A 13,446-nucleotide genomic window follows, 5' to 3' on the forward strand; every position below is an offset into this window, starting at 1 on the left:
AAATATATGAAATTATTTTGATACCTCAAAGAATATTTTTCTGGCGTTTGACAATTTATTAGATAGTTATTTTTCGGTAATCTTTCGTCACATACTCGGCTGCGTTAGCTCGCCGACTTTCCTTCGCTCATCCTTCGCTCATCCTAAAGGGTAGGTATATCCTTTATAAAGGGTAAGTACAAAAGAAAAAAAATCTGAATTAGTAAATTTGCTAATTGACAAATTTGCTAATTGGCAAATTATTTTATGTCTTTTTTGCTCATCTCAAAAAAAATTCGTAAAATTGCACCCGCTAAGAATAGTGTCCTAAAAACACTTAAATAACTGATTATCAAGATATATACATTAATAGAAAGTACATAATATGGGTTTTTTTGATTTCTTAACAGAAGAAATAGCCATTGATTTGGGTACTGCTAACACCCTAATTATCCATAATGATAGGGTAGTAGTGGATAGTCCTTCTATCGTAGCTTTAGATAGAAACACTAAAAAAATTATAGCCGTAGGGCAAGAAGCGCGCCTTATGCAGGGGAAAACACACCCTAGCATCAGCACTATTCGTCCGCTAAAAGACGGGGTTATCGCCGATTTCGACGCTTCTGAGCAGATGATTAGTATGCTCATCAAGAGTATTCCTGCTCTTAAAAAGCGTTTCTTTTCGCCTTCACTCCGTATGGTGGTGTGTATCCCTTCGGGCATTACCGAGGTAGAAACACGTGCGGTACGCGAGTCGTGCGAGCGTGTAAACGGAAAAGATATTTACTTAGTACACGAACCTATGGCAGCCGCAATAGGTATTGGGCTCGACATTATGCAGCCTAAAGGTAATATGATTATAGACATAGGGGGGGGAACTACCGAGATTGCTGTCATTGCACTTGGCGGTATCGTTTGCGATAAGTCTGTAAAGATAGCAGGGGATATTTTCAGCTCTGATATAGTGCATTATATGCGTACTCAGCACAACCTATACGTAGGCGAAAGTACGGCTGAAAATATCAAAATAACAGTAGGGGCAGCCATCGAAGATCTCGATTCGCCACCAGAAGATATTATGGTGCAAGGTCGCGACCTGCTAACCGGCAAACCTAAGCAGGTACAAGTGTCGTACCGCGAAATGGTAAAAGCGTTAGACAAGTCTATTTTGCGTATAGAAGACGCTATTATGGAAACGCTTTCGCAAACGCCGCCCGAGCTTGCTGCCGACATCTATAACACCGGTATTTATATGGCAGGCGGTGGCGCGATGCTACGCGGGTTAGACAAGCGTATTTCGCTCAAAACCGATTTGCCTGTATACGTTGCCGAAGACCCATTGCGCGCAGTAGTACGCGGTACCGGTATCACCCTAAAGAATATTAATAAATTTAAGAGTATATTGCTTAAATAGTGAATAAAATCATACAGTTCTTTATTCGCTCAAGGGACTTTCTAGTGTTTCTGACGCTGTTTTTGGTAGCTATTAGTTTGGTGTTCAAAAGCAATTACTATTCGCAGAGTGCTTATTTGCATTCGGCTAATGCTATTAGTGGCAAACTCTATGGCTTTTCTAACTATTGGGTGCAGTATTTCAACCTCAGAAGCCAAAACGAGTTGCTCAGCGAGGAAAACCGCACGCTTCGCAAAGAGTTATTGCAGCTACAGCAGCAGGTCAGCACTTTATCTCATACCGATTCGCTTACCTTTGCTCACGCTGATACTTTGCGCTTCAAGGTGCTTACTGCCAATGTGATAAAGAATAGCTTCAGATTGCACAAAAACTATTTAACGATAGACAAAGGTAGCAATGACGGAGTGAAGCAAGATATGGGGGTAGTGTCGCCACAAGGGATTGTGGGGATAGTTGAGAATACCTCGGGGCGATTTGCTACCGTGCAAAGTGTGCTAAACACTAAATCAGCCCTTAATGCGATGATAAAACGCACCCGCCATTTCGGTTCGCTACATTGGGATACCCAAGCACTCAATAAAGTACAGCTATTGGAAGTCCCTAATATAGCGCCTATACAATACGGCGATACTATAGTAACTGGGGGAATGTCTAACATCTTCCCTAAAGGAATACCTATTGGCAAAATAGTACATTATCAGAAAAGTCAGCATGATAATACTTACATTATCGATGTACAGCTTTTTACCGATATGTCTAACCTCGATTATGTATATATTATCGAAGACACCAACCGTACTGCTGTAAAGGCAATTGAAAAACAAAACACCAAATGAATCACCCTATAGTAAAAAATACATTTCTCTTTATAGTATTGGTACTGTTGCAGGTGCTTATTTTTAACAATGTAGCTTATTGGGGGTATGTAAACCCGATGATTTACATCGTTTACCTATTGGCAGCCCCTTATAGAGAGAATAGGGTACCCTATCTGCTGACGGCATTTTTGTTGGGGCTCTGTATAGATATGTTTTCTAATACAGGCGGCTTGCACGCTGCCAGTAGTGTGTTTATAGCTTATTGGCGCTCGCCTATCTTGCACCTTGTGTTTGGCAAGAATTTTGAGTACCAAGAGTTAGACCTTTTGGCCTATCCGTTTACCAAAGTGTTTAGTTATACCACTCTGATGGTGGTGTTACACCACATATTATTCTATTTTTTAGAGATTTTCAACTTTAATCACGTACTGATTACCCTTGTAAAAATCATTTGTGCCTCAGTATTCACCATCATTGTTTGTTTGCTATACATTTATCTGTTTAGTAAAAGTAAAAAATGAGAAAATTTCTGTTGCCATTCATCATATTATTTACAACCATTGTGATAATCTTGCGCTTATTCTTCTTGCAAGTGTTTTATCACGATGAGAATACTTCTGGTATCGACAATATCGCTATCGAAACGGTATACGACTATCCCGAACGCGGCTATATATACGACCGCAATGGCGAATTGCTGGTCTCTAATCAGCCTGCTTATGACGTGATGGTGATACCCAGTGAGGTGAAGAACTTAGATACCCTCGAACTTTGCAGCTTATTAGAACTCTCAAAAGCTGATTTCACCGAAAAACTACAGAAAGCCAAAGATTATTCGCGCAAAAAACCATCAGTAATAGTGCATCAGCTCTCTAACACCGACTATGCAGTGTTACAAGAGAAGATGCGCAAATTCGAGGGTTTTTATATACAAAAGCGAATGCTGCGCAGCTATCTGACCCATAACGCGGGTAATGTGTTGGGCTACATCAGTGAGGTAAACGAGTGGGAACTGAAGAAGAACCCTTATTATCTGGCGGGAGAGCTCATTGGGCGCAGTGGGGTAGAGAAGCAGTACGAAGAGTTTTTGCGCGGCAAAAAAGGGGTACAATACTTCCAAAAAGACAAACACAATGCGGCGATAGAGCGTTATAAAAATGGAGCGCTCGACACCTTGCCTATTATGGGGCAACCGCTACAACTGACCATAGACATTGGGCTACAGGCTTATGGCGAGCTGCTGATGCAGCACAAGCACGGCGGTATAGTAGCTATCGAGCCTAAGACGGGCGAGATACTCGCTTTGGTATCGGCGCCTTCTTTTGACCCCAGTCTGTTGGTAGGGCGCGACCGTTCTAAGAACTACACGGCTCTCTACAATGATTCTATAGGGAAACCTTTATACGACCGCACGCTATTGGCGCAGTACCCCCCAGGGTCGCCTTTTAAGGTGGTCAATGCTCTTATAGGGCTGCAAGAGGGGGTAATTACTCCTCAAAGCGTTTTCAGTTGCGGTGGGGGCTATCGCTACGGGGGGCATATAATGCGTTGCCACTGCGGACGCGGTTCTAATGACCTGCTATACGGTATTGCCCTATCGTGCAACGCCTATTTTGCCAATACTTATAAGCGGGCTATCGATATGAAAACTTCTTCGGAAGTGGGAATGGAAAAATGGACTGCCCACGTGAAGAGTTTTGGGCTCGGTAACTTCTTAGGTTCTGATTTGCCTACAGGTACCCCTGGGAAGGTGCCCGACATCAACCTCTACAACAAGCAATACGGCAAAGGGCGGTGGAATGGCACTTCCAACATCTCGAATGCTATTGGGCAGGGTGAGATACTCACCACCCCTATACAGCTTGCTAATGTAATGGCAGCCATAGCTAATAAGGGCTATTACTACACCCCTCACATTGTGAAGAAGATAGACAATAAGGTAACTCCTTTCAAGGAATATACGGTGCCTAAACATACTACCATCGACCCTAAACATTTCGACCCTATTATCAGAGGAATGAATATGGCGTACTTAGCCGGTACGGCACGGCGTACGCAGATAGATGGCATAAATATTGCGGCTAAAACAGGGACGGCGGAGAACTTTATCAGGGTAAATGGCAAGCGTATGCAGCTAACTGACCACTCTATATTTGTAGCTTTGGCTCCTGTTGAAGATCCTAAGATAGCCATAGCGGTTTTTGTTGAAAATGGGTATTACGGAGCGCGTGTAGCAGGGCCTATTGCCTCGCTAATGATAGAGAAATACCTGAAAGGAGAGGTATATCGCTGCGATTTTGAGCGACAAATGCTCGAAAAGAGTCTCGAACACGAATACCTAAAGCCTTATCTGGGGCAGAAGTTTTATATCAACCAGTAAAAAGAGTAATAATGAAAAAGATAATCTTAGCTTCAGGCTCACCGCGGCGTCAGCAGTTTTTGAAAGAATTAGATATACCCTATGAGGTAGTACTCAAACCAGTAGAAGAGACCTATCCCGCTCATTTGCAGCGCGAGCAAATCACTGATTATTTGGCAGAGCTAAAGGCCACGCCTTTTGCAGGCGAAATACCTCCTAACTGTGTGCTGCTGACCTCTGATACCCTTGTGTGGCACGAGGGTAAAGCTCTTGGCAAACCCAAAGATGCTGCCGATGCCTTTGCAATGTTGCGTTCGCTCTCAGGTAAGACCCACGAGGTGATTACCTCGGTGTGTTTTACTACCAATGACGCTCAGGGCACGCATCACTGCGTTACAAAAGTAACTTTTAGAGAGCTTACCGATAAGGAAATAACGCACTATATTGAAAAATATAAGCCTTTTGATAAAGCAGGCGCTTACGGCATACAAGAATGGATTGGACATATAGGGGTAACCTTTATTGAGGGCTCTTATAACAACGTAATGGGACTGCCTACGCACCTGATTTGCCAATTTGTCAATTAGCAAATTCATAAATTAGTAAATAGAAAAATATGAAAAAACTTCTTTTAATACTCTTATTTCCTTGGGCGATGCTGTCGCAGGAGTTGTTAGTAGAGAAAACGCCCCCTGATTATATAAAAACGATTATCTTTAAAGCCGATGGTAATGATAAGAACCAATTTCCTATTGTGCGCAGCAATGAGTCGTTTAGCTTGCAGTTTGACGACCTCGGAGGGAATGAGGAGACTTACTACTATAAAATTACCCATTGCAATGCCGATTGGTCTGCTTCTTCTCTGATGAAAAGCGAATACCTAAAAGGGATTGACAATCAGCCGATACAGCCTGAAAGCAACTCTTATGGCACTCTACAGAGCTATTCGCACTACCGCCTTACTTTCCCTAATGAACTTACCCAACTGACCCTCAGTGGCAACTATATACTCTCTATAACCGACAGCTATGGCACCGAACTCTTTTCGCGTCGGTTTGTGGTCTATACTCCTCAGGTAAACGTGCCGGCTGAGGTAAAGCGCGCTCGCGACCTAAAGTACTACGACACGCAGCAGGTGGTACAGTTCACCATCAATCAGAAAGATTTTAGACTCGACAATCCACAAGTAGCCGTAAAGGTGGCTATATTGCAAAATTACCGTTGGGATACCGCTATCACGGGGCTTAAACCGCAATATATCATCGGTAATGAGCTGGTATATCGCTACGACCGCGAGACGGCTTTCTGGGCAGGTAATGAGTATTTCTATTTCGACAGCAAAGATATACGCGTAGCGGCTTCGGGTATTGCGCGTTTTACCCGCGATCGCCTTGTGGGTAGTTATCTTTTTACTAATGTCAGTCGCGCCAATAGTGTCTATACTTATTACCCCGACATCAATGGCGACTTCCTTATCACTACTGTCAATGGGGCTAACCCTGCCAACGAAGCTGACTATACCCAAGTGCATTTCGCCTTAGAAGGCAAATCGACTTTTTGGGGCAAAGAGGTGTATGTATATGGCAAGTTTAGCAACTATGAGCTTCGAGACGAATACAAACTTACCTATGATGAAAAGGACGGTCTTTTCAAAGGGCAAGTACTACTCAAACAAGGTTTTTACAACTATAAGTTCGCTACCAAAGAGGGGCGCACTATCGACTTCAATGAGATAGGAGGCAACTTCTATCAAACCGAAAATACGTATATCATATTAGTATATTATCGCGCTCCTGGTGCTCTCTATGACGAAGTAGTAGGGGTGGGAGCTACTAAATAATTGTTAATCAGATGACGCCACTTGCAGAACGTATGCGTCCCACTACCCTTGAAGACTATGTGGGACAAGAACATTTGGTAGGCACGAAGGGTGCTTTGCGCCAACAGATAGCGCGTGGCTTCTTGCCCTCGCTTATCTTCTGGGGGCCTCCTGGTACCGGCAAAACTACTTTGGCAAACATCATTGCTCATCAGAGTAATCGCACTTTCTATACCCTCAGTGCTATCAGTTCGGGCATTAAAGAGGTGCGCGAGGTTATTGAGCAAAGCAAACAAAGCGGGGGACTCTTCACCACTCAAAACCCTATTGTTTTTATAGACGAAATTCACCGTTTCAATAAAACCCAACAAGACTCACTACTGCAGGCGGTAGAAAAAGGCTGGATAACCCTTATTGGGGCTACTACCGAAAACCCTAGTTTTGAGGTGATTCCTGCGCTGCTATCGCGTTGCCAAGTGTATATACTCAACGCTTTTGAGCGCAAGGATTTAGAGCAATTACTACAAAATGCTATCACTAAAGATAGCGTGCTAAAGACCAAAGATATACAGCTAAAAGAAACTGAAGCGCTGCTAAAGCTATCGGGGGGTGACGGGCGCAAGTTGCTCAATACCTTTGAACTTATTGTGAATGCTACCCCCGAAGGACAGCCCGTAGTAATAACTAACGATAGTGTGCTACACCTCGTGCAGAAGAATACGGTGCTGTATGACAAAACTGGCGAGCAGCATTATGATATTATTTCGGCGTTTATCAAGTCGATACGTGGTAGTGACCCCAATGGGGCGGTCTATTGGTTAGCGCGAATGATAGAAGGAGGTGAAGATGTGAAGTTCATTGCGCGGCGTATGCTCATTTTGGCTTCCGAAGATATAGGTAATGCCAATCCTACGGCTATGATTTTGGCTAACAATACTTTTCAGGCAGTTACGACCATCGGCTATCCTGAAGCCCGCATTATATTGAGTCAGTGTGCTATTTATTTGGCATCATCGGCTAAGAGCAACGCTTCGTACAAGGCTATCAACAAGGCACAGCAGGTGGTAAAACAAACAGGCGACCTATCAGTGCCTATACACCTGCGCAATGCACCCACTAAGCTGATGAAAGAGCTGGGGTATGGCAAAGACTATCAATACGCCCACGACTATGAGGGCAATTTCGCTTTTCAGGATTACCTACCTGACGAATTGCAAGGAGAGACTTTTTACGAGCCTTCTGATAACCCTCGCGAAAATGCCCTAAGAGAGTATCTGAAAAAACATTGGGGTAACAGATACGGCTATTAAATTTAATACCTAACGACTAAAAATGAAATTCTCTATAGTTTCCGATTTTGCCCCTATGGGCGACCAGCCTCAAGCGATACAACAGCTTGTAGAGGGTATTGAAAAAGACGATAAATACCAAGTGCTATTGGGCGTTACAGGCTCGGGCAAGACTTTTACTATCGCTAATGTGGTAGAGAAGATACAACGCCCTACCCTCGTATTAGCCCATAATAAAACTCTTGCTGCCCAACTTTATTCCGAATTTAAGGCTTTCTTCCCTAATAATGCGGTGGAATACTTTGTGTCGTACTACGATTATTACCAGCCCGAAGCCTATATTCCTACCACAGGTACTTATATTGAAAAAGACCTTTCTATTAATGATGAAATAGAAAAGCTGCGCCTCAGTACTACCTCTGCCTTACTATCGGGCAGGCGCGATGTGCTGGTGGTTGCCTCAGTGTCGTGTCTTTACGGTATCGGTAACCCTGTGGAATTTCAGAAGAACGTTATCACTATTAAACGAGGCGATATATTGCCGCGCACTAAGCTGATGCATCGCCTTGTGCAGAGCCTCTATGCCCGCACTACGGCTGACTTTAGGCACGGTAATTTCCGCATCAAAGGCGATGTGTTAGACGTTTTCCCAGGGTATGATGATAACGCCTTTCGCATTCACTTCTTTGGCGATGAGATTGAAGAAATAGAGCAATTCGACCCCACTACCAATCATATATTAGACCACTACGAGAGCCTCAATATCTACCCTGCTAATATGTTTGTTACCTCGCCGGATATACTTCAGAAGGCGATATGGAACATTCAGCAAGACCTGATGAAGCAAGTGGAGTTTTTTGAAGCATCGGGTAAAGCTTTGGAAGCGAAACGCCTGAAAGAGCGCACAGAGTTCGACCTTGAGATGATACGCGAACTGGGCTATTGCTCAGGTATTGAGAACTACTCGCGCTACTTAGACGGTCGTGAGGCAGGTACACGTCCGTTCTGTCTTATCGACTACTTTCCTGATGATTTTCTGATGGTAATAGACGAAAGTCACGTTACGATGCCCCAAGTGCACGCTATGTATGGGGGCGACCGCAGTAGGAAGGAAAACTTGGTAGAATACGGCTTTAGGTTGCCCGCAGCTATGGACAACCGTCCGCTGAAGTTCGAGGAGTTTGAAGCCCTTCAAAACCAAGTGATATACGTGAGTGCCACCCCTGCCGACTACGAGCTACAAAAAGCGCAAGGGGTGTATGTAGAACAAGTGATACGCCCTACAGGGCTGCTCGACCCCGAGATAGAAGTCCGCCCAAGCCAGAATCAGATAGACGACCTTGTGGAAGAAATACAAGTGCGTGTAGAGAAAGACGAGCGCATACTCGTAACGACCCTTACCAAGCGTATGGCTGAGGAACTCACCAAATACCTTACTCGTATAGGGGTGCGCTGCCGTTATATACACAGCGATGTCGATACTTTGGAGCGCGTAGAGATTATGCAAGACCTCCGCAAAGGGCTTTTTGATGTGCTCATAGGGGTAAACCTCCTCCGCGAGGGGTTAGACTTGCCTGAAGTGTCGCTTGTGGCTATTCTCGATGCCGATAAAGAGGGCTTTCTGCGCTCTACGCGTTCGCTTACCCAAACCGTAGGACGGGCAGCGCGCAACGTAAATGGCAAGGCTATAATGTATGCCGACAAGATAACCGACAGTATGCAGCGCACTATTGACGACACTAACTATCGCCGTGAAAAGCAAATGAACTACAACAAAGCACACGGCATCACACCACAGCCGCTGCACAAGAAGATAGAGAACAGCCTTAGCAAGAGTCCCATTACCGAGTTTCATTACGACCCTTCGTTTGCTCATAGGCAAGCGGCTGAAGCTCAGGCAGTATATATGACAGCCAAAGAGATAGAGAAGAAAATTAAGGAGACTCGCAAACTTATGGAGACCGCCGCTAAAGACCTCGATTTTCTGAAAGCTGCCCAATACCGCGATGAAATTGCCCGACTAAATGAATTGCTGAAACAGTAGAAAGCGCTTCGTAGGAGGTAGCCCTTGAGTAATAAAACCTCCCCCTTGCCCCCTCCAAAGGGGAATAGGTACTTACGACTTTTAGTGTTTAGTTATAAGGTTTAAGGTATCACAAACCTTATATAAACTTGCGTTAATAGATAAAAAAGCACCGCTTAGTATCTAAGCGGTGCTTTTTTTGTTAAAGTTTTCTAATCTTTTAGATAAACTTCTTATCTTTGCAACGTTATTGAAAGTCAATAATGCCTATGCAAAGAGGGCAAGTTCTTTGAAATTATTTTAAGAGATTAACTTAGTAATCCAAATTAAGTTTAAATCCTTTGAAATGCTTATTAGCTTTTCACTAAAGAAAATGCTAAGAAAGTTATTTTAGGGGTTAGGCAGGGGGTTGCAGCCCTCTGCCTACATCTCTTAAAAAGATTTTACAAGTGCAAAGATACTACTTTTTCTGAAATAAACAACTGTCTATTACAATTTCATCTAACTAAATCTTTCAATTAAGCTTTCTACTATTCCATAATTTAGCTTCTTCCCTAAACTATAAAGATGTTCTTTGATAGCTCTTCGCTCAGAGAACTTCTGCTTCTCGGTTCGCTTTAGCGCTATAAGCCACTGCTGTATTTCTTCATAATGTTGCGTCTTCCAATGCGGTTGTCGTTTCGATTCTAAAAGTGGAATACTCTCATCAAAAAGGTGCATCATCTCTACAGTCTGTGCGGCAAAATTAGTGTCGCGTTCGTATACAAAGTTCTTCGACTGATGTTCTACGGGGTCTTTCGTTAGGAAAAGTTCCTCGCTAAAAGTACTGTAAATCTCTATAGCAAAATCTATTTTTCCCATCCATATAAGGGCATTGCAGAGCTTAGATACTAATATGTCGGGCGTCTGAAAGTACTCGCCAAATACGTATAACGGCTTAGCACGTAAGTTGCGGTTTAGCGCGGCTTCGGCTACCCTAATAGCCTCTTGCTCATTGCCTTGTAGATATGCTTGTGCTACCTTAGCAATAGTATAGCGCGTTTCGGGGTAATGAAAGAAACTGTCGGGGTAGTCTCGATATATCGAATCTATGTATTTATCGGCGTTTTTGACGTATTTCTCTACTGCGGTGAGGGTTTCTCCTCCCCCCCCCCCCCGTTTGCGGCGCAAAACGCCCCATATGCAAGGAAAGAGTTCTGACAAACGCGTAAGTGCTCTAAAGGCTCCGTAGCTAAGTAGGCTTCGATAAGCTGGACATAGCTGCGCTGTGCCATTTGGTCGTAGTAAGGGAACCACGGGTAGAGCGATTGGGTGATAACGGGATAGTCTTTATAACGCTCTAAAAAAGTGTGGGCATAAGGTAGGTCTTTGATGATAAGTTCGGCATATGCCTCGTGGGTGTCGCGCAGCTTGGGGTCGAAGAAAGCAGCCCCAGAGTAGGCAACGGTATCGTAGAAAGCGTTGATAAGCTGGTGTACATTCACCTTAGGGGTATCGGGTTGGGCACAAAAACTCTCCCAGTCGGCAAAACCTATGTATTGGCAAATTAGGTTGAGGCTTGCGGCGCTCAGCTGTTTGTCCTTATCGATTTTGCCATAAAAACGGCGTAGCGTTTGGGTAGAGAGGTGTATTTTTTCGGCTAATAGTTCAAAATCGAACATTGAGGTAACGGTGCGCCCAAAAGTGCGATTTACTTCTGTTTGTAGTCGTATAATATGCTCTTGGTAATTCATTTTGATAGGATATTTTTCTGATTTTTATATGATGATTAGATGTTCATCTTTTGCTTATCCTTCGCTCAACCTTCGCTCATCCTATAGTGTTCTTATATCTAATGTAAAGGGAAGGGGTAAGAGAAAAAATTTCTGGGCAGCAAAAATATAATAAAAACTTTATTTGTACAAATTTGGACAAAACTTTTACACTTCAATTGGAAAATATTGGACTTTTATATTTTTTGGGGAGGGTGTAGATTTGCGGCAAAATTTCTATAAAAATAATGTTTAGCAAGGTACTTTTTAAAAATAATATTTTTAACTAATTTATAGCATTTCGAATGAAAAGAATTATTACAACCGTAGCAGTTGCTATTGCAACTATTGGTGCTGTTAGTGCTCAAGAAATAAAATTTGGAGCTAAAGCAGGTCTTAATCTCTCTACTGTTTCTATTTCTGAACAGAGTATGACGAGAGCAGGTTTTACCACTACTACTAAACAAACAACAGGTTTCAGACCCAGTTTTCATATTGGGGCATTTGCTGAATACGGCTTTACTGATAAACTGTTTGTAGAAGCAGGGATAGCTTATTCATCACAAGGGGCTACCTTGGAAAAAACAGAAAGTAAGACTATAAACAATGCTACTAAAGTGGTAGTAGATGAGCGTACTACAGAATCTAAAGATACTTCTCTTATTTTAAACTTTCTAAATGTACCTATTTGGCTGAAGTATGATATAGCAGGTTTCCGCCCTAAAGTAGGGGTAAATTTAGGTTATTTAGCAAATGTTAAGTCTAAAGTAGGAAGTCAGACAGAAAAATTAGAAGCTAACAAACGTTTTGATTTTGGCGTAGGTGTAGGAGCTGAATACAATTTGCCAATGGGACTATTTGTAGATGCTGACTTTGTATTAGGCTTGGGTAATATGGCAGATAAGGACATCGATACTACTGTAAAAAACCGCGCTATACAAATAGGAGTAGATTATAAATTTTAATCAATAAAAAAGACTGTGGTAGATTTTTGTTAAAAAGATGTTTAAAAAGTACCTTAACAAAAAAATACCACAGTCTTTTTATCTATAACTAAAAAAAGAATGATTATGAAAGAAGACACATCAAAAACAAAGCAAATAGCACAAAAAGTAATTTATGCAGTTTTTGAAATTCTAAAAAAAGAACCAGAAGGATTGCCTAAAAAAGATTTACTCAGTAGGGTAGCTCCTATTTTTTCTTCAGATGAGTATTCTAATAGTTTTCTTGAGAAATCAGGAGCACGTCGATGGGAGACGATACTTAACTTCTATAGCATTAACTGTACTAAAGCAGGTTTTCTACTTAAAGAATCAGGAGTTTGGAGTTTGACTCAAGAAGGAGAAGAGGCTATGAAGAAAGGAGCTGAAAAGCTGCTACTAGTTATTAAACAAAAATATAAAGAATGGCAATCTTCAGATAATGCCGAAGCTGAAGTGGAAGAGCCTAATGCTGAGGTTAATTCGCAAGCACAATTAGCCATTTTAGAAACCTTTAAAGATAAGGCTTTAGAAGGTATAAATACTTTTATTAGAGCTAAAAACCCTTATGAATTTCAAAATTTAGTAGCTACACTACTAAAAGCTATGGGCTATTATATAGCAGAAGTGGCAAAGAAAGGTAAAGATGGGGGTGTTGATATTATAGCCTATAAAGACCCGCTGGGGGTAGAAGCTCCGCGTATTATTGTACAAGTAAAACATTACGCTGATGATAATAAAGTTTCAGCTCCAGCTGTACAACAATTGGCAGGAGCTCTGAAAAGGAGTACAGATATTGGCATTTTTGTAACTTCAAGTTCTTTTACCTCTGATACAAAACTTGAGGCGCATAATAATACTAAGCATATACAGCTTATAGACTTTACTAAGTTTGTAGAACTATGGAAAACGTATTACGGCAACTTATCATTAGAAGATAGAAAGCTACTACCTTTACACCCTATATACTTTTTAGGCACAAACGAATAAATAATATTATAGAAAAATCATAAC

Annotated in this window: 12 protein-coding genes; 10 read left to right on the top strand and 2 right to left on the bottom strand. The window is 42.3% G+C overall.

Annotated elements, in window-relative coordinates; genetic code table 11:
- Positions 1-364: 364 nt before the first annotated feature.
- The 8 genes from C8P65_RS09740 to uvrB are packed head-to-tail and all read left to right on the top strand — an operon-like array spanning position 365 to position 9,722.
- On the top strand, positions 365-1,393 hold the full coding sequence (locus C8P65_RS09740) for a rod shape-determining protein (RefSeq protein ID WP_107782638.1): 1,029 nt from the start codon (positions 365-367) through the stop codon (positions 1,391-1,393).
- A complete protein-coding gene (gene mreC / locus C8P65_RS09745) occupies positions 1,393-2,229 on the top strand; it encodes a rod shape-determining protein MreC (RefSeq protein WP_107782639.1) in 837 nt (278 codons plus the stop codon). Before C8P65_RS09740 ends, mreC begins: the two co-directional genes overlap by 1 nt.
- The gene (locus C8P65_RS09750) at positions 2,226-2,732 is read left to right on the top strand and encodes a rod shape-determining protein MreD (protein ID WP_107782640.1); all 507 of its coding nucleotides are present in this window, start codon (positions 2,226-2,228) and stop codon (positions 2,730-2,732) included. Before mreC ends, C8P65_RS09750 begins: the two co-directional genes overlap by 4 nt.
- On the top strand, positions 2,729-4,591 hold the full coding sequence (mrdA, locus tag C8P65_RS09755; RefSeq protein ID WP_107782641.1) for a penicillin-binding protein 2: 1,863 nt from the start codon (positions 2,729-2,731) through the stop codon (positions 4,589-4,591). Before C8P65_RS09750 ends, mrdA begins: the two co-directional genes overlap by 4 nt.
- A gap of 11 nt (positions 4,592-4,602) precedes the next feature.
- The gene (locus C8P65_RS09760) at positions 4,603-5,157 is read left to right on the top strand and encodes a Maf-like protein (RefSeq protein ID WP_107782642.1); all 555 of its coding nucleotides are present in this window, start codon (positions 4,603-4,605) and stop codon (positions 5,155-5,157) included.
- A 29-nt stretch (positions 5,158-5,186) separates the two neighbouring features.
- The gene (locus tag C8P65_RS09765) at positions 5,187-6,410 is read left to right on the top strand and encodes a type IX secretion system plug protein (RefSeq protein ID WP_107782643.1); all 1,224 of its coding nucleotides are present in this window, start codon (positions 5,187-5,189) and stop codon (positions 6,408-6,410) included.
- Positions 6,411-6,421: 11 nt separating this feature from the next.
- Positions 6,422-7,699, top strand: coding sequence for a replication-associated recombination protein A (locus tag C8P65_RS09770; protein WP_107782644.1), 1,278 nt, complete (start codon positions 6,422-6,424; stop codon positions 7,697-7,699).
- Positions 7,700-7,721: 22 nt separating this feature from the next.
- Positions 7,722-9,722, top strand: coding sequence for an excinuclease ABC subunit UvrB (uvrB, locus tag C8P65_RS09775; protein ID WP_107782645.1), 2,001 nt, complete (start codon positions 7,722-7,724; stop codon positions 9,720-9,722).
- Between the two features lie 480 nt (positions 9,723-10,202).
- Here uvrB and C8P65_RS12290 read toward each other — a convergent pair whose 3' ends face one another.
- A complete protein-coding gene (locus tag C8P65_RS12290; RefSeq protein ID WP_245887387.1) occupies positions 10,203-10,904 on the bottom strand; it encodes a hypothetical protein in 702 nt (233 codons plus the stop codon).
- Complete coding sequence (locus tag C8P65_RS12295) at positions 10,823-11,434, bottom strand: hypothetical protein (RefSeq protein WP_245887388.1); 612 nt, start codon at positions 11,432-11,434, stop codon at positions 10,823-10,825. The genes C8P65_RS12290 and C8P65_RS12295 overlap by 82 nt, the downstream gene beginning before the upstream one ends.
- Before the next feature lie 323 nt (positions 11,435-11,757).
- On the opposite strand from C8P65_RS12295, the gene C8P65_RS09785 reads away from it, so the two are divergent.
- Together C8P65_RS09785 and C8P65_RS09790 are read left to right on the top strand one after the other, a co-directional pair.
- Positions 11,758-12,417 (top strand): porin family protein, encoded by a 660-nt coding sequence (locus tag C8P65_RS09785; RefSeq protein ID WP_107782646.1) that lies wholly within the window; start codon positions 11,758-11,760, stop codon positions 12,415-12,417.
- A gap of 105 nt (positions 12,418-12,522) precedes the next feature.
- A complete protein-coding gene (locus tag C8P65_RS09790; RefSeq protein ID WP_107782647.1) occupies positions 12,523-13,422 on the top strand; it encodes a restriction endonuclease in 900 nt (299 codons plus the stop codon).
- Positions 13,423-13,446 lie beyond the last annotated feature (24 nt).

The sequence above is a fragment of the Capnocytophaga leadbetteri genome (assembly GCF_003054025.1).
In the GTDB taxonomy this organism is placed as follows: Bacteria; Bacteroidota; Bacteroidia; order Flavobacteriales; family Flavobacteriaceae; genus Capnocytophaga; species Capnocytophaga leadbetteri.

Bases quoted from the DNA above. Each gene is read 5' to 3' on its own strand.
- C8P65_RS09740 (WP_107782638.1), top strand. From the start codon at position 365: ATGGGTTTTTTTGATTTCTTAACAGAAGAAATAGCCATTGATTTGGGT.
- C8P65_RS09750 (WP_107782640.1), top strand. From the start codon at position 2,226: ATGAATCACCCTATAGTAAAAAATACATTTCTCTTTATAGTATTGGTA.
- mrdA (WP_107782641.1), top strand. From the start codon at position 2,729: ATGAGAAAATTTCTGTTGCCATTCATCATATTATTTACAACCATTGTG.
- C8P65_RS09760 (WP_107782642.1), top strand. From the start codon at position 4,603: ATGAAAAAGATAATCTTAGCTTCAGGCTCACCGCGGCGTCAGCAGTTT.
- C8P65_RS09765 (WP_107782643.1), top strand. From the start codon at position 5,187: ATGAAAAAACTTCTTTTAATACTCTTATTTCCTTGGGCGATGCTGTCG.
- C8P65_RS09770 (WP_107782644.1), top strand. From the start codon at position 6,422: ATGACGCCACTTGCAGAACGTATGCGTCCCACTACCCTTGAAGACTAT.
- uvrB (WP_107782645.1), top strand. From the start codon at position 7,722: ATGAAATTCTCTATAGTTTCCGATTTTGCCCCTATGGGCGACCAGCCT.
- C8P65_RS12295 (WP_245887388.1), bottom strand. From the start codon at position 11,434: ATGAATTACCAAGAGCATATTATACGACTACAAACAGAAGTAAATCGC.
- C8P65_RS09785 (WP_107782646.1), top strand. From the start codon at position 11,758: ATGAAAAGAATTATTACAACCGTAGCAGTTGCTATTGCAACTATTGGT.
- C8P65_RS09790 (WP_107782647.1), top strand. From the start codon at position 12,523: ATGAAAGAAGACACATCAAAAACAAAGCAAATAGCACAAAAAGTAATT.